This is a genomic window from Sorangium sp. So ce363 (genome assembly GCF_051520435.1).
GTDB classification, from domain to species: domain Bacteria; phylum Myxococcota_A; class Polyangia; order Polyangiales; family Polyangiaceae; genus Sorangium; species Sorangium cellulosum_B.
Genome location: NZ_CP150333.1, coordinates 11,419,866 through 11,441,293 on the forward strand (window position 1 = coordinate 11,419,866; position 21,428 = coordinate 11,441,293).

4 protein-coding genes are annotated in these 21,428 nt (G+C 74.0%); all 4 read right to left on the minus strand.

All coding sequences use genetic code 11. From position 1 onward, the window contains the following. Positions 1-622: 622 nt before the first annotated feature. Genes WMF12_RS43070 through WMF12_RS43085 form a run of 4 tightly spaced genes read right to left on the minus strand, consistent with a single transcriptional unit; the run spans position 623 to position 21,425 of the window. Positions 623-2,077, minus strand: coding sequence for a diaminobutyrate--2-oxoglutarate transaminase (locus tag WMF12_RS43070; RefSeq protein ID WP_437854517.1), 1,455 nt, complete (start codon positions 2,075-2,077; stop codon positions 623-625). Further along, positions 2,074-6,075: a non-ribosomal peptide synthetase gene (locus WMF12_RS43075; RefSeq protein ID WP_437854518.1), complete on the minus strand. Its 4,002-nt coding sequence runs from the start codon at positions 6,073-6,075 to the stop codon at positions 2,074-2,076. Before WMF12_RS43075 ends, WMF12_RS43070 begins: the two co-directional genes overlap by 4 nt. Further along, entirely contained in the window at positions 6,072-15,065 is an 8,994-nt protein-coding gene (locus WMF12_RS43080; RefSeq protein WP_437854519.1) for an amino acid adenylation domain-containing protein, read from the minus strand. Before WMF12_RS43080 ends, WMF12_RS43075 begins: the two co-directional genes overlap by 4 nt. A 3-nt stretch (positions 15,066-15,068) precedes the next feature. Beyond that, positions 15,069-21,425, minus strand: a complete 6,357-nt coding sequence (locus WMF12_RS43085) for an amino acid adenylation domain-containing protein (protein ID WP_437854520.1) — start codon at positions 21,423-21,425, stop codon at positions 15,069-15,071. Positions 21,426-21,428 lie beyond the last annotated feature (3 nt).

Genomic DNA, 21,428 nt, shown 5'->3' on the forward strand with positions numbered 1-21,428 from the left:
GAGCTTCTGATCAGTCCAGTGATGAATGGGACGGAAGGTCAGGATGTGGGAGTCCTTCTAAGTCGTCAACCCCCGGCTTTCCAGGGTCGAGTCGAACAGCTAATGTCATGGGCCAGGATGGCTCGGCGTCTCGACGCGCGATGCGCGCATATGCGGCCCGCGCAAATGCCACGCGACCGGCGCTAGGCTCGCGTCGACATCAATTGCATACGTAGCCGTAATCAACGTTTATGCAGACGCAAGCGCCATTGCGACAGAACCCAAGGCAGTAGCCCAGCGTCCGCGTATAACAATCAATGTCACAGGCGATTGGGTCACACGATAGAGGCGTGGCCTCGTCCGGCTTCAAACGATCGTCACCCGGGATCTCTTTTGCCGACGCGCTCTGGCTCTCCGCTGCCGATGCATTAACCCCCCAGATCCCAATGAAGACGGACAGGACGGCGATCGCGATGCAATGTCTAACTGTCATGGCTCCTCCATTTTTGCTCTGAATGCAAACGTTCAAAACTGTAGAACCGTGCATGGGATATCCCGGCCTCGAAGGGATGGGTGACCTCCGGCACCCGCGTGGCCAGCGGATGAAAACCGACACCAGCGGGACGGGCCTGGAGCTGCTCAACTACAGACAAGCCGCCGCCAGCGCCTGACCGAAGATCCGCGTCACCTCGTCGATCTGGGCGGCGGTGATGGTCAGAGGCGGCAGGAACCGCACCACGCTGCCGTGGCGGCCGCCGAGCTCCACGATCATCCCCCGCCGCAGGCACTCGCGCTGCACGCGCCCGGCGAGGTCGCGGTGGGCAGGGCGCGCCCCGAGCGCGTCGGGCGCGGCCGCCGCGTCCACGAGCTCCACGCCGACCATCAGGCCGCGCCCGCGCACGTCGCCGATGCAGGCGTGCTCCTTGGCGAGCGCGGTGAGCTGCGCCATGAGCCGCGCGCCGAGCTCCGCGGCCGCCGCGTCCAGGCGCTCCGCGCGCAGCACCGACAGCGTGACCGAGCCCGCCGCCATCGCGAGCTGGTTGCCGCGGAACGTGCCGGCGTGGGCGCCCGGACGCCAGGTGTCGAAGCGCTCGTGATACACCACCACCGAGAGCGGCAGTCCGCCGCCCAGCGCCTTCGACAGGACCAGCACGTCCGGCTCGATGCCGGCGTGCTCGAACGCGAACATGCGCCCGGTGCGGCCAAAGCCCGTCTGCACCTCGTCGAGGATCAGCGGGATATCATGGCGCGTCGCCAGCTCCCGCAGCCCCTTCAGCCAGGCGACCGGCGCCGGGATCATGCCCCCCTCGCCCTGCACCGCCTCGACGATGATGGCAGCAGGCGTGGGCACGCCGCTCTCCGGATCGGACAGCAGGTTGCCGATGTACGCGAGCGAGGCCGCGATGCCGGCGGCGCCGCCGAGACCGAACGGGCAGCGGTACTCGTACGGATACGGCAGGAACTGCACGCCTTGCAGGCTGGAGCCGAGCGCCGCCTTGGGCCCGAGGTTGCCCATCAGGGTGAGCGCGCCCTGCGTCATGCCGTGGTACGCGCCCTGAAAGGCCAGCACCGTGCCGCGCCCGGTCGCGAGCTTGACCAGCTTCAGCGCGGCTTCGACGGCGTCCGCCCCCGTGGGGCCGCAGAACTGGACGCGCGCATGGCGGGCAAAGGTCGCCGGCAACACGCCGAGCACGTCCTGCGTGAAGCGATCTTTGACAGGCGTGGTGAGGTCGAGCGTGTGGAGCGGTAGACCGGAGTGCAGCGTCCGCACCAGGACGTCGGTGACCGCCGGGTGGTTGTGCCCGAGCGCCAGGGTGCCGGCCCCGGCCAGACAATCGAGGAACACGCGCCCCTCGACGTCTTCCACATACACGCCCTGCGCGCGCGAGAGCGCCAGCGGCAGCCGCCGCGGGTACGAGCGGGCGTTCGACTCGCGCTGCCGCTGCCGCTCGAGCAAGGGGTGATCCCCGAGCTCGTACAGCGCGCGCCGCCGGTGGCGCTCGCCGAGCTCCGCGGCGAGGCCCGCGTGAAGGGGCGATCTGGAGACCGCCGGCACCGGGTCCGACACAGGCAAACTGGAAGCTGCAGACAGACTCATGGGGTGACTCCCTGGTGAGAAGGGTTGTTCCGCTCCGGGCGCTCCAGGGCGCGCTCTGCCGGGTCCAGGACCTCCAGGGTCTCGCGTACGCGCGCATGCGCGTCGGCCCCCTGCACGGCGGCGATATGATCGCCGGGAAGAATCGCTGTGCGCACCGCTCCCGCCGTGTACTGCTGCCAGTCCATGGGCGGGCCGCCGTGGTGCGCGATCGTCTCGGCGCTCCACCACACGTGGATCGGCGCCGCGACGCACCGCTGCGGCAGATCCTTCGTGAGCAGGGCCGCGCCTCGGAGCAGCGCGTACCGGTGGTAATACGCGGCGGGCGGGATGTCGCTCGACGCGAAGCCGCGGGCCTGCGCCCAGCGCACGGCCTCCGCCACGCGATCGCCGTCGCTCAGCCCCTTCAGCCGCGCTCGCAGCGCGTCGAGCTCCGCCGGCGCGAGCGCGAGCAGCTCCGCGCTGCGGCCCTGATCGATGTACGCCGCCAGCTCCTCGACGACATCCGGCTCGCCCGTCGCGTAGAGGCGCGTGCGTGGCTGCGAGTCCAGCATGCCGAGGAAGGCGACCCGCTCGCCCTGCTCCTCCAGCGTCCGCGCGACGGCGAGCGCCAGCACGCCGCCCACGGACCACCCGAGGAGGCGGTACGGCCCGCGCGGTTGCCGCTCCCGGATCTCGCGCGACAGCCGCTCGACGATCCGAGGCAGCGAGAGCGCGCCGGCGTCTTCCGCGAGCGACGGGCCCAGATCGAGCCCGAGCACCGGCTGCTCCTCGCTCATGGCCGCAGCGAGGCCCTGGTAGGCCATGACGTGCAGGCCCGAGGAGTCCACGCAGAAGAGCGGGGGGCGCGACCCGCCCGCGCGGAGCTCGACGACGCTCGACGCCGGACGCCCGGCGTCGAGCAGCCTGGCGAGCCCGGCGATCGTCGGCGCCTCGAAGATCGCCATCAACGACAGCGCGCCGCCGAGCGCCTGCTGGATCCGGTGCATCAGCGGGATCGCCATCAGCGAGTGCCCGCCGAGGTCGAAGAAGTTGTCCTCGACGCCGACCTGCGGGCGCCCCAGGACGTCGGCCCAGATCGCCGCGAGCGTCTCCTCGACCGGCGTCCGCGGCGCGACGTACTCGCGCCGCCGGCGCGCGGCAGGGCTGGGCAGCGCCTTGCGATCGACCTTTCCGTTCGCGGTCAGCGGCAATGCGTGCAGCAGCACGAAGTCGCTCGGATGCATGTACTCAGGGAGCCGGTCCTTGAGGAACGCGCGCAGCGCGGCCTCGTCGAGCGCTCCCTCCCGGGGGACGACGTACGCGACGATGGTCGGCGCGACCGCGCCGTCCTGGCGCGCGGCGATGACGACCGCCTGCCCGACCGCGGGGTGCTCCCGGACCCGCGCCTCGATCTCCCCGAGCTCCACGCGAAAGCCGCGGATCTTCACCTGGTGATCGCGCCGGCCCATGAACTCGATGGCGCCGTCGGGCCGGTACCGCGCCCGATCACCCGTCCGGTAGAGGCGCGCGCCCACGCCGAACGGGTGCGGCACGAACCGCTCCGCGGTCAGATCCGGCTGGCCCAGGTATCCGCGCGAGAGCCCGGCGCCGCCCAGGTACAGCTCGCCCACCGTGCCCACGGGCGCCGGCTCCAGGCGCTCGTCGAGCACGTACGCCTCCGCGTTGGCCAGCGGGCGGCCGATCGGCACCGACGCGCACCCGCGCCGGTCGCGCAGCTCGCGCAGCGGCAAGACCAGCGCGCCCACCGTCGTCTCGGTCGGCCCGTAGTGGTTCGCCACGGCGCAGCCGCTCGAGAGCGCCGCGATCCGCTCGATGAGGGCGAACGGCAGCGCCTCTCCGCCGAGCACCAGGAGCCGCCGCGGCAGCACCGCCGCCCCCTCGCCCGTGTCGAGCAGCGCGCTCAGGTGCGACGGCACGATCTTCAGCACGTCGATCGGCCAGCGCCGGTAGTACTCCGAGAAGAGCCGGCCGTCGGTCGCCGTCTCGTAGCCGATCACGTGGAGGCAGCCGCCCGAGGCGAGCGCGCCGAAGATGCTCGTGTTGCCGAGGTCGGCGCTCAACGTCGAGACGGTCGCGAAGTGCAGCCCGGCCTCGATGATCCCGAGCGCCTCGCACACCGAGCGCGTGTAGCTGGCGATCCCGCGGTGCGTGACGCCGACGCCCTTGGGCTCACCGGTCGAGCCCGACGTGAAGACGACGGACGCGAGATCGTCGGGCAGCACCGGCACGGCCGGGTCGCCTTCGGGCTCGCCGTCGAGCAGCGCCGCGTCGTCCAGGGAGAGGACGGCGCAATCGGTGTCCGGCAGGTCCGGCAGCCGGGCGCGGACGGGCGCGTTCGTGAGCAGGACGGAGAAGCCCGCGCGCCGGATCTGCTGGGTGAGCCGCTGCACGGGGGCGTGCGGGTCGAGCGGCACGTAGGCGCCGCCGGCCTTCAGGATGCCGAGGAGGCCAGCGATCATGTCCACGGATCGCTCGCCGCAGAGGCCTACCGGGCTGCCGCCGCCGACGCCGCGCCGGCGGAGGTGGTGGGCGAGCCGGTTGGCCTGCTGGTTGAGCTCGCGGTAGGTCAGCCGCCGGTCGCCCGCGACCACCGCCAGCGCCTCGGGCTGCCGCGCCGCATGCTCCTCGAACGCCTCGTGCAGGCACCGCGGGGGCGCGACGTCGTGCGCCGCCCCCCGGCCCTCGGAGAGCCGCCGCGCCCGCTCCGTGGGGCCGAGCAGGCCGAGGCGCGGGGCGGACTCCGACCAGGCCTCGGCAGCGCTGCCGAGCAGCGCCCGGTACTGCTCGGCCATCGCCAGGGCGCCCTCCGCGCCGCAGCGGCGCGCGTCGTGCCAGAGCGAGAGGCGCACGCGGCCCCGCCCGCGCTGGGCCGAGAGCGCGAGCTTGAGCCCGCCCGCGCCCATGCACTGGCGCTCGACGTGCCACGCGAGGCCGCCCGCCACCCTGGGCTCGGGGAGCGAGGAGAACTCGAAGCCGACGGTGCTCCCGGGCCCCCCGGCGTCCGGCAGGTCGGGGTTCCAGTGCTCCTCCTCCTCGGTCGCCTCGTCGACGCCCGCCTGAGCCCGGCGCACCAGCTCGGCGAACCGCTGCGCCTCGTCCACGCGGCACGGGACCGGGAGCCACTTGGCCACCGGGCCCATGACCTCCTGGACGTCCTCGATCCTACGCACGGCCGATGCCACCGCGACGACGAGCTCCCGCGCGCCGGTGAGGCGCGCGAGGTGGAGCTGGAAGGCCGCGAGCAGTACCGACGAGAGCGAGGCGCCCTCGCCGCGGGCCAGCGACTCCAGCCGGCCGAGCAGCGCCGCGTCGACGTCGACGTCGACGACCTCGCCGGAAGCGCCGCCCTCCTCGGCGGCGCCCTCGAACGGGAGGACGACGGGTATCCCCGAAGGAGCCGGAGCGCTCTCCGCCGAGTCGACGAGATCGTTCTGCCACTCGGCGAACTGGGCGTACTGCACGGGCTCCACCCCGGCCTCCTGCCGCTCGCCGGCGCCGCCGGCGTAGGCCTCGGCCAGCTCGCGGAACAGGAGGTCCAGCGTCCACGCGTCGGCAGAGAGCGCGGGCGCGGCGACGAGCAGGTCGTGCAGCCGCTCGGCGCGGCGCACCAGCCACACGTGGAGCAGCGGCCCGCGCTCGAGGTCGACCTTGAGCCGCGCGGCCTCGCGCCAGAGCGCCTCGACGTGCGCCTCCTGCTCGCCGGTCGCGCGGCCGCCCAGATCCACCCGGTGCCACGCGGGCGCCGCCCCGCCGACGGCCTGCAGCGGGAACTTGAGGCGCGGATCCCGGCGGAACGTCGTCCTCAGGATCTCGTGGCGCGCGACGACCTCGCCGAGGGCGCCGGCCATGCGCGCGGCGTCGAGGTCGCCCTCCAGGCGGATCAACCCGCGCGCAAACACCGTGGTTCCGCTCCGGTGGAGCGCCCACAGGCGCCGCTGCTGCGGCGACAGGCGCACGCCCTGCACGCTCGGCCCGAGCTCGCTGACCTGCATCGTCATGACGCCACCGCGCCATCCGACGCCCGCGACGCCTGCGCCGCCCGCTCGGCCGTGATCATCTCGCCCATGGCCACCACGATCTTCCGCGGGCCCGAGAACGGATCGCGGCCGTGGGCCACGAGCATGTTGTCGAGCAGGATGATGTCGCCCTCCTGCCACGGGAACCGCACGGCGCAGCGCTCGTAGGCCTCGCCGAGCGCGCGCGTCGTCTCGACCTCGATCGGCGCGCCGTCGCCGTAGGTCACGTTGCGAGGCAGCCACTGCTCGCCGACCATCGCCAGCAGCGACTCGCGCACCGGCGCCTCCAGGTACGCCGGGTGGTGCAGCTGGATCTGGTTGAAGAACACCTGCTCTCCCGTCTTCGGGTGCGAGAGCACGGCCGGCCCGCGCTGGCTGATCCGCAGCCGGCCGCCCGCGAGCCACTCGCACCGCATGCCGCCCGCGCGGCAGCGCTCCTCCACGACCGCGGGATCCGTGGTGTGGAAGAAGTCCTGCCAGCCCACGTCGAAGCCCGGCGTGAAGTTCCGCACGTAGAGCAGCCCCGACCGCCGGAAGCGCTCCCGGACGTCGGGGGCGAGCGCCTCGTAGAGCCTCCGGCAGTCGACGATCGGCGTCGCGCCGCCCTCCGGCGCGGCCTGCACGCAGAAGAACCACTGCTTGAGCGGCCAGCGCGGCAGGTGCGAGCTCTCGTTGTGGAACAGGATGGCCTTGTCGGCCGGGTAGGGCGTCGAGCTGTAGATGTGCTGCCCCGTCTTCTCCCGCGGAAGATCGCCGTACTCGCCGAACAGCTCGCCGCAGATGGCCTGCGCGACCTGCTCGAACTCCGGGGCCGACTTGATCGGGAAGCCGCGGAACAGCACGGCCCCGTGCCGGAGCAGCTGCTCCTCGACGAACGCCCGCTCCTCGCGGGCCCAGGCCGCGAGCTCCACGTCGTCCACCGCGGGCCTCACGACCAGCGGCAGCGGCCCGTCGCCCAGCGTGCCGGTAGAGACCAGCGCGCGGGGACCCACGTCCACCTTGCGGGGGGTGATGCGCTTGAGGCTCCGGAGCCGGCCCTCGTCGCGCGCGCGTCCTTCCATGGTGCGTTCCTTCCTCTCCGCTGCCGCGAGCGCCGTCACGCGGCGCTCGGGGTCGTCCACGATGGCCCGCAGCACGGCCATGAAGTGGGCCGCCATCGCCTCGATCGTCGGCGGCTCGAACAGATCGGCGCGGTACTTCCACGCGCACGTGAGCCCCTCGTCGCCCTCCTCGACGAACACGCCGAGGTCGAACCGCGACACCTCCCGGTCGAGATCCACCGGGCTGAAGCGCACCCCGGGCAGCGAGATCTCGGACGCCGGCACGTTCTGCAGCACGAACAGCGTCTGTACGAGGGGGTGGCGGCCGGGCTCGCGGGCCGGCCGCACGGCGTCGACGACCTGCTCGAACGGCAGGTCCTGGTGCGCGTACGCGTCGAGCGTGACCTCCCGGACCCGCTGAAGGAGCTCCCGGAACGTGGGCAGGCCGCCGAGATCCGTGCGCAGGACCAGCAGGTTGACGAAGAACCCGATCAGCCCCTCGGTCTCCGCGCGGTTGCGGCCCGCGACGTCGGTGCCGACGAGTACGTCGCTCTGGCCCGTGCGGCCGAGGAGCACGACCTTGAACGCCGCGAGCAGCGTCATGAAGAGCGTCGCGCCCTCGCGCCGGCCGAGCGCGCGCAGCGCCTCGGAGAGCGCGCGGTCCACCGCGACCGTGTGGCGCCCGCCGCGGTAGGTCGACGCGGCGGACCGCGGGTGATCCGGGCGCAGATCGAGCGCGGGCGGGGGCCCGGAGAGCCGCTCGCGCCAGGCGCCGAGCAGCGCCTCGCGGGTCGCGCCCTGCATCCAGCTCCGCTGCCACACCGCGAAATCCGCGTACTGGACCGGCAGCGGCTTCAGCGCCGGCAGCCGCCCGGCCCTCGCCGCCGCGTACAGCTCGGCCAGGTCCGCGACCAGCACGTTCATGGTCCAGCCGTCCGCCACGATGTGGTGGACGACGACGACCAGCACGTGCTCGTCGTCGCGCAGCTTGATCGCGGTCAGCCGCAGCAGCGGCCCGCGAGCGAGGTCGAACGGCCGCTCCGCGCGGTCCGCGGCCAGGCGCTGGACCGCCGCGCCGTGCTCCGCGGCGGGCGTCGCCGACAGGTCCACCACCTCGAACGCCGGCGCGCCCTCGGGGGCGATCACCTGCACCGGCTCGCCGGCGGCCACGCCGAACGTGGTCCGCAGCGACTCGTGGCGCCGGACGAGCGCGGCGAGGCTCTCCCGGAGGAGCGCGACGTCGAGCTCCCCCTCGACGCGCACGGCCGCGGTCATGTTGTACCCGGCGCTGTCGGGCTCGAGCTGCGCCAGGAACCACAGGCGCTGCTGCGCGAACGAGAGCGGCAGCGGCCCCTGCCGCGGCACCGCGACGAGCGGCGGCGCCGCGGCCGCGGGCGCGCCGCCGGCCGGAGCGCGGCGCCGATCGACGTCGCGGGCGAGCTCCGCCACCGTGGGGTGATCGAACAGGCTGCGGAGCGGCAGCTCGACGCCGAGCGCCTTGCGCACGCGCGACACGACCTGCGTGGCCAGCAGCGAGTGCCCGCCCAGCTCGAAGAAGCCCGCGTGGACGGGGACCCGCTCGATCCCCAGCACCTCCGCCCAGATGCCCGCGAGGGCCTCCTCGGTCGGCGTCGTCGGGGCGCCGGCCGCCGCGCTCCCCGCATCGACCGCGGGCGCCTCCGGCGCCGGCAGCGCCTTGCGGTCCACCTTGCCGTTCGGGGTGAGCGGCAGCGCGGGCAGGGCGACGAAGACGGGCGGCACCATGTAGTCGGGCAGCGCCTCCTTCAGGAAGTCGCGCAGGCGCTCGGGCGCAGGGGTCGCGCCGCCCTCGCCGACGACATAGGCCACGAGCCGCTTGCCCGAGGTGCGCTCCTCCCGGACCGTGACCACGGCCTCCCGGACCTCCGGGTGCCGCGCGAGGCGCGCCTCGATCTCCCCGAGCTCGATGCGGAAGCCGCGGATCTTCACCTGATGATCCCGCCGCCCCGCGAACTCGAGGGTGCCGTCCGCGAGGCGCCGGCCGAGATCGCCGGTGCGGTACATGCGCGCGCCGGGCGCGCCGCCGAACGGGTCGGGCACGAAGGCCTCGGCGGTCCGGGCGGGGTCGTTCAGGTAACCGCGCCCCACGCCGATGCCCGTGACGCAGATCTCGCCGGTCACGCCGACGGGCGCGAGGTCGTCGCCCGTCACGACGTGGAGCCCCACGTTGGGCACGGGCCGGCCGATGGGCACGTGGGTGACCTCCGGCCCCGGGGCCGCCGTCATCACGTGCAGCGCGACGTCGTCGGCGCACTCGGCCGGACCGTAGGCGTTCATCAGGGGGACGCGGGGGTGGCGCGCGAACCACTGGCGGCAGAGGTCGGGCGTCAGCGCCTCGCCGGTGGGCAGCATCCACCGGAGGCGCGCGAGGCGCGGCGCGTCCTCATCGGCCGCCACGAGCTCCCTGAGGAGCGACGGGACCAGCTCGAGGACCGTGATCCCCTGCGCCTCGGCCTCCTCCAGCAGGCGCCGCGGATCGCCCACGATCTCCTCGGGGACGATGTGCACGCGGCCGCCGCAGAGCAGCGCCGAGAGCAGCTGCCACACGGAGATGTCGAAGCACTGGGACGCGGTCTGGCCGATCACGTCCGAGGGGCCGAGCTCCAGCGCGGGGATCTTCCCCCACACGTTGTTGAGCATCCCCGCGTGCTCGACCATCGCGCCCTTCGGCACGCCGGTCGACCCGCTCGTGGTGATCACGTAGGCGAGGTGGCCGGGGCCGGCGAGCCGCGGCAGGTCGCCTTCGGGCGCGGGCCCGCGCTGCGCGGCGAGGCGCTCGCGCGTCACGAACCGCGGCCGCGCCGGCTCCGGCAGGTGCGCGAGCGCCTTCGCGAGCCGCGGGACCCACGCGTCCGAGGTCACGACCACCGGCGCCCGGCTCGCCTCGACGACGCCGGCGATGCGCTGCTCCGGCTGGTGGGGATCGAGCGGGAGGTACGCGCCGCCGGCCTTGAGCACGCCGAGCACCGCGACGACCAGCTCGATGTCGCGCGACTCGAGCACGGCCACGATCGTGTCCGGACCGACCCCCTGGGCGCGCAGCGCGTGGGCCACCTGGTTGGCGGCGCGGTTCAGGGCCGCGTAGCTGAGCCGGCGCCCGCGGCACGTGACGGCGTCCGCGTCCGGCGTCCTCCGCGCCTGGGCCTCGAAGAGCGCCACGTAGCTCGGCGCGGCGGGCTCCGCGCCCCTCGTGTCGTTCCACTCCCGCAGGAGCTTCTGGCGCTCGCGCTCGTCGAGGAGCGAGAGGTCGCCGAGCCGCGCCTCCGGGCGGCGGGCCATCTCTCCCAGGAGCTGGATCAGGTGGCCCAGCATCCGCGCGACGGCGTCGCGATCGAACAGGCGCCGGTCGTACGAGAGCCGGATGCCGAGCCCCGCGCCCGGGTAGGCCACGACCGTCATCGGGTAGTTCGTGTGGACCCGGTCCTGCTCGTAGGAGAGGCCGACGTCGCCCACCTGCTCCCCGAGGCGCGGATCCTTCGGCGCGTTCTCGAAGACGAGGAGGCTGTTGAACAGCGAAAGGCCCTTGGGGAGCTCGCTCCACCGCTGGATCTCCACGAGCGGCGGGTACTCGAACTCGCGGATCCGGTAGTTGTGGGCGAGGAGGCCCTTGAGCCACGGCAGGAGCGGCTGCTCGGGCGACACGCGCACCCGGAGCGGCAGGCTGTTGATGAACAGGCCGACGATCGTCTCCACGCCGGGCAGATCGGTCGGGCGGCCTGCCACGGTCACGCCGAACACGACGTCGCGCTGGCCGCTGTAGCGGCTCAGGAGGAGCGCCCAGGCCCCTTGCACGAGGGTGTTGGGCGTCAGCTCATGCTGGTTCGCGATCCGGAGGAGCGCCTCGGTCATGGCCGGGGGCAGCTCGACGAACTCGTCGCTCACCCCGGCCCTCGCGCCGTCGGGGGCGGCCCGATCGATGCCGAGCGGCGTCGGCTCGGCGAAGCCGCGGAGCTCCTCGCGCCAGAACCGCTCGGCCGCCGAGAGGTCCTGCCGCGCGAGCCAGGCGATGTAGTCCCGGTAGGGGCGCGGCTCGGGCAGCTCCAGCGCGCGGCTCGCGACCGATGCCTCGTAATAAGACAGGCACTCCATCATGATCACGGAGAAGCACCAGTCGTCCGTGAGGATGTGGTGGAAGCTCCGCACGATGCGGTGAGCGTCCTCCGCCAGGCGGAACAGCCGGATCCGGATCAGCGGCGCCCGGGTCATGTCGAGCCCGGCGGCGAGCTCGGCCTCGAGCGTCTCGGCGACGCGCCTCTCCTGCTCGGCCTCGGTCAGATCGCGGAGGTCGATGACCTGGATCACCTCGGAGAGGTCGACCTCGCGGTGGACGAGCTGGAGCGGCCGCTCCAGGTCCTTCCAGACGAAGGACGTCCTCAGGATCGGGTGCCGCGCCGCCACCCGGCGCCAGGCCTCGACGAGGCGGCCGGCGTCGAGCGGGCCGCGCCACACGTAGTGCTGCTGCATCAGGTAGATGCCAGAGCCGGGGTTCAGGAGGGTGTGGAAGAGCATGCCCTCCTGCATCGGCGAGAGCGGGTAGACGTCATCGAGCCCCGACGTCTCCGGCAGGCTGCGCGCGATCTCGTCCTGCGTGAGGCCGCTCAGCGAGAACGGCGACGGCGGCGGCGCGGGCGCGCACGGCGCCGCCTGGCACGGCTCGCCCTGCGGCGGCGCTCCCGCCTGGCCTGTGCCCGCGGGGCCGGACGCCGCGACCGCAGCGGCGGCGGCCACCGTGGGGTGATCGAACAGGTGCTTCGGGCTCAGCTTGATGCCGCGCTGGTTGGCGCGCGCGATGACCTGGAGGCTCCGGATGGAGTCGCCGCCGAGGGCGAAGAAGTTGTCGTGGATGCCGACCCGCTCCACGCGCAGGATGTCGGCCCAGATCTGGGCGAGGGTGGCCTCGACCTCGTTCCGGGGCGCGACGAAGCCGCCGGCCTCCGGCGCGCCCGCCCGCTCGGGCTCCGGCAGCGCCGCGCGGTCGATCTTGCCGTTCGGGGTGAGCGGCAGCGCCGGCAGCGGCACGATCACGGCGGGCACCATGTAGTCGGGCAGCTGCTTCGCGAGCCGCGCGCGGAGCGCCTCCGCGTCGAGCGCCGCCGCCTCGCGGGCCACGACGTAGGCCACGAGGCGCACGGCCCCGCCGCTGTCCCGCGCCGCCACGACCGCCTCGCGCACCTCGGGCTGCTCGCGCAGCCGCGCCTCGATCTCGCCCAGCTCCACGCGGTGGCCGCGCAGCTTGATCTGGTGATCGGTGCGCCCGAGGAACTCGATCGCGCCGTTCGCAAGGAGGCGCACCCGATCCCCGGTGCGGTACAGCCGACCCCCCGGGACGCCCCCGAACGGATCCGGGACGAAGCGCTCCGCCGTCAGCTCGGGGCGAGCGTGGTAGCCGCGCGTCACGCCGGCTCCTCCCAGGTAGAGCTCCCCGGGCACGCCCACCGGTACCGGTTCAAAATTTACACCAAGGACATACGCTTGGGTGTTGGGGAGCGGCCGTCCGATGGGCACGGTCGTTCCGGAGCGGCCGCCCGCTGGGTCGACCTGCCATGTGAGCGAGCCAACGGTCGTCTCGGTGGGGCCGTAGTGGTTCACGACGGTGCAGCCCGGCGCGAGCGTCCGGATCCGCTCGATGAGCTCCCAGCTCGAGGCCTCTCCGCCGACCACGAGGCAGCGCGTCGGCAGTACGCGCTCGGGGCGCGCCGCCTCGAGGAGCGCGGCGAGGTGGCTGGGGACGATCTTGAGGGCGTCGACCCCGTGGCGGCTCATGTACTCGGCGGTCGCGTCGGGATCGAAGATCCGCGCCTCGGACAGGACGTGCAGCGCACGGCCCGAGCAGAGCGCGCCGAAGAGCGACGTGTGCCCGAGGTCCGCGGCCACGGTCGAGACGAGCGCCATGCCGCCGCCCTCGGCGAGGGGCAGCCGCGCGAGCACGCCGCGCACGTAGTTCACGAGGTGGCGGTGCTCGACGGCCACGCCCTTCGGTCGCCCCGTCGAGCCCGACGTGTAGATGAGGTAGGCGAGGTTGCCGGGCCGGGCCGTCTCGCCGAGCGGTGTGTCGGATTCGGCCGCGAGGGCGCTCGCGTCGCGGTCCAGGAAGAGCAGCGAGGGCCCCGGCCCGTCGAACACGCCGGCCCACTGCTCCTGGGTGACCACGACGCGCGCGCCGCTGTCCTCCACGACGGCGCGGAGCCGATCGCGCGGGAACTTCGGGTCGACGGGCACATACGCGGCGCCCGCCTTGAGCACGCCGAGCAGCGCGAGGACCATCTCCGCCGAGCGCTCGATGCACAGGACGACCCGGTCCTCGGGCCCCACGCCGAGCGCCCGCAGCCTCCGCGCCAGCTGGTTCGTCTTCCGGTCGAGCTCCCCGTAGGTCAGCGCCGTCTCCTCGCAGGCGACCGCGAGCGCGTCGGGCCGCGCGGCGGCGTGCGCCTCGAAGAGCTCGTGGACGCAGGCCGCCGGCGGGGAGGCCGTGGCCGTCGCGTTCAGATCGGTGAGCAGGCGCCGCCGCTCGGCGGCGCCCACGAGGGGCAGCTCGGCCAGGCGTGCGTGCGGCCGCGCCGCCATCGCCTCGAGCAGCGCGCGGCACTGGGCGAGCAGGCTGGCCGCGGCGTCGTGCGCGAGGCGGCGGCGCTCGTAGCAGAGGATCAGGCCCAGATCGCCCGCCGGCTCCACGATGAGCGACACCGGGTAGTTGTTGCGTCCGGCGGTGAGCAGGGCGCCGCCCTCGCGCCCGCCGCCGGGCCGGGGCAAGGCGCGGACGCGCAGGTCGAGGAGCGCGCCGCCGACGTCCTCCTCGGGGTAGCTGTCGAACACCACCAGGGTGTCGAAGAGCGACTGCCCGCCCGGCACCTCGCTCCAGCGCTGGACGAGGGACAGGGGGGTCCACTCGTGCTGGCGCAGCTCGCTGTTCCGGTCCTGCAGCCGCAGGAGCCACGCGGCGAGCGGCTCGTGCTCGTCCACGCGGACCCGCACCGGCAGGGTGTTGATCAGCATGCCGACGATGGCCTCGGAGCCGGGGAGCTCCGGGGGCCGGCCGGACACCGTGGCGCCGAAGACCACGTCGGGCTCTCCGCTGTGCCGGGACAGCAGGAGGGCCCACGCGCCCTGCACGAGGGTGTTCAGCGTGACGCGCAGGCGGCGCGCGCAGGCCGCGAGCGCCTGCGTCTCTTCCCGCGAGAAGCGCAGCTCCTGCTCGGCGAAGGGGAACGCGCCGTCGCCCGCCGCGGCCGCGGCCGGGGCGGCCCCCAGGGGGAGCGGCGTCGTCGTCCGGAACCCGGCCAGCGCGCCGCGGAAGAACCGCTCGGCCGCCCCCTCGTCCTGGGCCTGCACCCACGCGAGGTACTCCCGGTACGGGCGCGCCCGCGGCAGCTCGGGGATCGCGCCCCGCACGAGCGCCTGATACGCGAACAGCGCCTCTCTCAGCAGGAGGGCGAAGCCCCACCCGTCCAGCAAGAGGTGGTGATGGCTGTTGATGAAGCAATGGGCGTCGTCCGCGAGCCGCACCAGCGTGACCCGCATGAGGGGGGCCTTGAGCAGGTCGAAGCCGGCGCGCCGGTCCGCGGCCATGAGCGCGGAGAGCGCCTCCTCGCGCTCGCGCGCGGCGAGCCCGCGGAGATCGTGGCGCGCCACCGGGATCGTCGCCCGCTGCCGGACGACCTGCACCGGCCTGGCGACGCCCTCCCAGACGAAGCCGGTGCGCAGGATCGTGTGCCGCTCCGCGAGCGCCTGCCAGGCGCGCTCGAAGGCGTCCGGATCGAGCGGTCCCTCCAGCAGGAAGGCCGCCTGCACGAAGTACGGGTCCGTGGACCGGTCCGAGACCGCATGGAAGAGCAACCCCTGCTGGAGCGGGGAGAGATAGTGAATCGACTCAACGTCCTTCTTGTTGTTCGCCATGGCTCAGTCCAGTCGTTCGAGGATGGAGTCCAGCTCGTCCGGCGCGAGCGCGACATCGGTGAAGTCCGACGGCGTGTAGCCGCCGGCTTCGGGTGAAAGGCAGTGCGCGATCAGCTCTCTCAGCGCGTCGCGCCACCGCGCGCTGACCGCCGCGATCGTCGCCTGCCGGTACCGCGCGGCGCTGTAGCGGAAGGTCGCCTCGAGGCGGCCGTCGTACACGGCCGCGTCGATCTCGATCTCGTACGCGAGCGGGCTGCGCGGGTCGTGCTCGGTGCCGGGCGGCTCCTCGGCCAGGGAGAACCGCGCGCCGGCGCCCACCACCTGGTCCCACTGCCCGAGGTAGTTGAACCCGACGCCGAGCGCCGGCAGGCGGCGCAGCCGGTCGGCGATCGCCCCCCTCCCGAGCTCCCGCACCGCGCCGTAGGGGAGGCCGCGCCGCGGGACGCGGCGGAGCTGCTCCTTCACCGTCTTGAGCACGGCGCCCGGCGCCGCGTCGGGCGCGACCTCGAGCAGCACCGGGTAGACGCTCGTGAACCAGCCGACCGTGCGCGATAGATCCAGGTCGTCGCCGTCGAGCGCCTCGCGCCCGTGGCCCTCGACCTCGATGCCCGCGAGCGCGCGGCCGGTCCACCGGGCGAGGGCCAGCGCGAGCCCGGCCAGGAGGAACTCGTCGATGCGCGTCCGGTACGCCTCCGACACCGCCTCCAGCAGCGACCGCGTCTCCACCCCGCTCAGCCCCACCTTGAGCGTCGCCATGGCCGTCTCCGCGCGGTCCCCCGCCGGATCGTCGACCGGCAGCGGCGCGAGGCGATCCCACGGCAGACCGAGCCAGAAGGCCGCCTCTTCCTCGAGCGCGGCGTCCTGCGCCGCGGCGTCGAGGCGCTCCGCCCACCGCGCGAACGAGGTGGTCCTGTCGGGCAGCTGCGCCGGCGCCCCGCGGCGGGCCTGATCGTAAGCGGCCTCCAGATCCTCGAGGAGGACCCGCCATGACACGCCGTCGACGACGAGGTGGTGCGCGATCAGGAGCAGCCGCCCCGGCCTGCCGGCGCCGAGATCGAAGCTGACCACGCGCAGCAGCGGCCCGTCCGCGAGGTCGAGGCTCGCCTGCCACCGGGTCGCGTGCGCCTCGATCTCCCTCGGCTGCTCGGCCTCGGGCACCCGGGCGAGGTCCACCCGGTGCACGACCGCGGCGGGCTCGTTGAACGGCGCGAGCGTCTGGCGGACGCCGCGCTCTCCGGGCACGAAGCGCAGCCGCAGCGCGCCGTGGTGGCGCAGGAGCGCCTGCACCGCCGCTTCCAGCGCCGGCCACACGAGCGGCTCGGCGACCGTGAGCAGCAGCGCCTGGTTCCAGTGGTGCGGGTTCGGCAGGTCGCGCGCGAAGTACCGCCGCTGGATCGGCGTCAGCGGCACGTCGCCCCCCGCCGGCTCCTCCTCGTCCGGCGCCGCAGCGGCGCCCGTGGAGAGGCCCGCCGCGGCGGCCAGCGCCGCGAGGGTCTGGTGCTGGAACATCTGGCGGGCGGTCAGGCGGAGGCCCGCCTGCTTCGCGCGCGAGACGACCTGCAGGCTCAGGATCGAGTCGCCCCCCAGCTCGAAGAAGTTGTCGTCGCGGTCAACGCGCTCGCGACCCAGGACCGCCGCCCAGATCTCGGCGAGCTGCGCCTCGATGGCCGCGACGTCGTGCGCCGCGGCCGGGCGCGCTTCTCCCGCGCCGGACGGCGGCGCCGCCTCGAGCTCGAGGCCCACCTCCCCGGGCGGCGCTGCCTCGGGCTGCTCGGTCAGCGCCGGTGCCGGCGGCTCCGGCAGCGGCAGCTCGCTGAGCCGCGCGGTCGGCCGCGCGACGATCGCCTCCAGGAGCGCGCGGAGGTCGTCCGCCATGCGGCGGATGGTGCGCTCCTCGAAGAGCTCGGTGCTGTACTCGAACGAGCCGCGCAGCCCCTCCGGCGCGGTCACCATGTGGAGCGAGAGGTCGAACTGGGCGCTGCCCGGATCCACCTCGACGGGCAGGATCTCGAGGCCGTCGAGCGGGCGCGCGCGCCGCGCGGCCTCCTGGAGCGAGAACATCACCTGGAAGAGCGGGGTGCTGCCGAGATCCCGCGCCGGCCGGAGCGCCTTCACGAGCTGCTCGAACGGCAGATCCTGGTGCGCCTGCGCGGCCAGCACCTCCTCGCGCGCCTGCGAGAGGAGATCGGCGAAGCGCGGGTCGCCGCCGAGGTCCGCCCGCAGCACGAGCGTGTTGGCGAAGAGCCCGATGAGCCCCTCGATCTCGACGCGCGTGCGGCCCGCGATCGGCGTCCCGATGCACAGGTCCGTCTGGCCGCTCCTGCGCGCGACCAGCGCCTGGAACGCGGCCAGGAGCAGCATGAACGACGTGACCCCCTGGCCGCGCGCGAGCGCGGACAGCGCGGCCGACAGCTCGCGCGGGAGCGCGAAGTTGTGGCGGGCGCCGCGGTACGATCGCGCGGCGGGGCGCGGCCGATCGGTGGGCAGCCGCAGGACCGGCGGCTCCGTGCCGAGCCGCTGCCGGAAGTAGGCGAGGTGCTGATCGAGCACCGCCCCCGTGAGCCACCCGCGCTGCCACCGGGCGTAGTCGGCGTACTGGATCGGGAGCGGCGGGAGCGCGGCGGCGCGCCCCTCGGCGTCGGCGGCGTAGAGCTCGGTCACCTCGCCGACGAGGACGTTCATGGACCAGCCGTCCGACACGATGTGATGGAGGACGACGAGCAGGAGGTGCTCGCGCTCGCGGAGGCGCACGAGCGCGATCCGGAGCAGCGGCCCGCCGGTCAGGTCGAAGGGCTGGCGGGCCTGCTCCTCGAGCAGGCGCCGCGCTTCGGCCTCGCGCGCCTCCTCCGGCGCGGCGCCGAGATCCACGAACGAGAGCGCCACCGGCCGCTCGGCGTGGACGAGCGCCTCCGCGTGGCCGTCGCGCTCCGCGAACGTGGCGCGCAGGGACTCGTGGCGGCGGACGACCGCGGCGAAGCTGCGCTCGAGCCGGGCCACGTCGAGCGGCCCGAGCAGGCGCACGGCCGCCGGGACGTTGTAGGACGCCGCGGTCTCCTCGAGCTGCGCGATGAACCAGAGGCGCTCCTGCGCGAACGAGAGCGGCGACGGGCCGCCCTGCGGCTGCGGGAGGAGCGGCGGCGCCGGCGGGGCCGGAGGGCCGCGCCGCGCCGCCTCCGCGGCGCGCGCCTGGGCGGCCACCGTCGGCGTCTCGAAGAACGCGCGGAGCGGCAGCTCGACGTCGAGCACGCGGCGCACGCGCGAGAGGACCTGCGTCAGCAGCAGCGAGTGGCCGCCGAGGTCGAAGAACGAGTCCTCCACCGAGACGCGCTCCACGCCCAGCACCTCGGCCCAGATCCCCGCGAGCAGCTCCTCGGTGGCCGTGCGCGGCGCCACGTGGCGGATCGCGTCGCCGGACTCGGGGACGGGCAGCTCGCGCCGGTCCACCTTGCCGTTCGCCGTGCGGGGGAGCGCCGGCAGGGACACGACGACCGGCGGCACCATGTACTCGGGCAGGCGCTCCGCGAGCCACGCGCGCAGCGCCTCCGCGGCCGGCGCAGGGCTCGCGGCGGCCACGTAGGCGACGAGCCGCCGCACGCCCGGCCGGTCCTCGCGGACGAGCACCACGGCCTCCTTCACGTCGGGGTGCTCGGCGAGCCGCGCCTCGATCTCGCCGAGCTCGATGCGGTAGCCCCGCAGCTTGACCTGGTGGTCGCGCCGGCCGGCGAACTCGATCGTGCCGTCGTCGCGGTAGCGGCCGAGATCCCCGGTCCGGTAGAGCCGGCGCCCCGGCGCCTCGCTGAAGGGGTCGGGGAGGAACGCGGCGGCGGTCCGGCCCGGGTCGCCCAGGTAGCCGCGCCCGACGCCGACGCCGCCCACGTACAGCTCGCCGGTCACGCCGACCGGCGACGGGGCGAGCAGGCGATCGAGGACGTAGAGCCGGAGGCCGTCCACGGGCCGCCCGATCGGGACCTGAGCGTCGTCCGCCGCGGGCGGCGCCGTCAGCGCGTGCAGCGCCACGTCGTCCGAGCACTCCGCGGGCCCGTAGGCGTTCATGAGGGGCACCGCCGGGAAGCGCTCGAGCCACGCCCGGGCGAGCGCGGCGGGGAGCGCCTCGCCGGTCGGCAGGACCCAGCGCAGCCGCTCGAGGCCCGGCGGCGCGGGGCGCTCGAGCGCCGCGTCCAGCATGCCCTGGAGCACGGCGGGGACGACCTCGATGACGGCGATCCCCCGGCGCTCGACGTGCTCGAGCAGGCGGCCCGGATCGCGCGTGATCTCGTCGGGCACGATGTCGACCGTGCCGCCGAAGAGCAGGGCGGTGAGGAACTGCCAGACCGAGATGTCGAAGCACGGCGACGCCGTCTGCGCGATGACGTCGCCCGCCGCGAGGCCGAGCCGCGGGACCTTGCTCAGCATGTTGTTGAGCATCCCGCGCCGCTCGACCATCGCGCCCTTGGGCACCCCGGTGGAGCCGCTCGTGTAGATGACGTAGGCGAGGTGATCGGGCCCCCCGCGCTCCTCGGGGTCCTCGTCGGAAGAGGCCTTGTCGAGGGCGTCCTCGAGGATCGCGATCGCCGGCCGGCGCGGCCCGGGCAGCAAAGAAATGGCTCTTTCCAAAGCCTCGCGGTGCCGCTCGCGGGTCAGCACGACCCGGGGCTCGCTCGACGCGAGGATCTGCGCCACGCGCTCGGCCGGGTAGGCGGGGTCGAGCGGCACGTAGGCCCCGCCGGCCTTGAACACGGCGAGGATCATGGTGAGCAGCGGGATGCCGCGGTCGTCGAGCAGCGCGACCCGCTGCTCGGGGCCGGCGCCACGCGCGCGCAGCGCGTGCGCCGCGCGGTTCGCGTCGCGGTTCAGCGCGGCGTACGTCAGCCGCTGATCCGCGCAGGACACGGCGACGGCGTCCGGCGTCCGGGCGACCTGGGCGCGGAAGCGCGCGGCGTAGGACGAGAGATCCTCCTCGGCCGCGGGCGCCGTGTTCCAGGCCACGAGCGCCTGCTCTCGCTCTGCCGGCGTGAGGAGCGGCAGGTCGCCGAGGCGCGCGTCGGGCCGCGCCGCCATGGCCTCGAGGAGCGCGCGGAGGTGCCCGAGCAGCCGCTCGGCGAGCTCGGGCCGTACGCGCGACCGGTCGTAGACGAGCTGGAGGGGCAGCTCGGCGCCGGGCCACGACATGACCGTGAGCGGGTAGTTCGTGTGGACGCGGGCGCGGAAGTCCGCGATCCGGAAGACGATCCGCCCCTCGCGGAGCGCGGGGTCGATCGGCGCGTTCTCGAACACGAGGAGGCTCTGGAACAGCGACCTTCCCCGCTCGATCTCGCTCCAGCGCTGGATGTCCACGAGCGGCGTGTGCTCGTGCTGCCGCAGCTTGAGGTTCCGATCGAGGAGCGCGGCGAGCCACGGCAGGAGCGGCTCCTCCGCGGGGACCGGGACGCGCAGCGGCAGCGTGTTGATGAAGAGGCCGAGGATGGACTCGACCCCTGGCAGCTCCGGCGGGCGTCCGGCGACGGTGACGCCGAAGAGCACCTCGGGCTCGCCGCTGTAGCGGCTGAGGAGCAGGGCCCAGGCGCCCTGCACCAGCGTGTTGAGCGTGAGGCGGTGGCGCTGCACGAGCGCGCGCAGCGCGGCCGAAGGCTCCGCGCCGAGCCGGATCACGAGGCTGTCGATCTGCGCGTGATCCGCGGCCGCCGCCTGGGCGGAGCGCTCCTCGAACCCGAGGGGCGTCGGCGCGGAGAAGCCCTGGAGGGCGTCCCGCCAGAAGGCCTCTCCGGCCTGAGGATCCTTTCGCCCGAGCCACTCGATGTAATCGCGGTAGGGGCGCGCGGGCGCGGGGCGCGGCGCCTCGCCCCGGGCCAGCGCCTCGTAGTGAGCGAGGAAGTCCATCATCAGGAGCGACGTGCACCACTCGTCGAGGAGGATGTGGTGGAAGCTGTGGACGAGCTCATAGGTCTTGTCGCTCAGGCGGACGAGGCGGAGGCGCATCACCGGCGCCTTGCCGAAGTCGAGCCCCTGATCGAGCTCGGCGCCGAGCACCTCGGAGAGGCGCGCCTCCTGGGCCTCTCCGGTGAGGCCCCGGTAGTCGAGCACCTCGAACGGCAGCTCGACCGTCTTGTGGACCACCTGGAGCGGGCGCTTCTGGCTCCTCCAGACGAAGGAGGTGCGCAGGATCGCGTGTCGCGCCACCACCTCTCGCCAGCCCCTGACGAACGCGTCGAGCTGCAGATCGCCCTCGATACGATAGCGATTCTGCATGAGGTAGACGCCCGAGGACGGGCGCAGCAGCGTGTGGAACAGCATCCCCTCCTGCATGGGAGAGAGGGGATAGACGCCTTCGATGTTTGCAGAGGGATCAGGCTTGGTAGACACGGT

Coding starts and splice junctions, on each gene's coding strand:
- WMF12_RS43075 (WP_437854518.1), bottom strand. CDS start 6,075: ATGACGATGCAGGTCAGCGAGCTCGGGCCGAGCGTGCAGGGCGTGCGC.
- WMF12_RS43080 (WP_437854519.1), bottom strand. CDS start 15,065: ATGGCGAACAACAAGAAGGACGTTGAGTCGATTCACTATCTCTCCCCG.
- WMF12_RS43070 (WP_437854517.1), bottom strand. CDS start 2,077: ATGAGTCTGTCTGCAGCTTCCAGTTTGCCTGTGTCGGACCCGGTGCCG.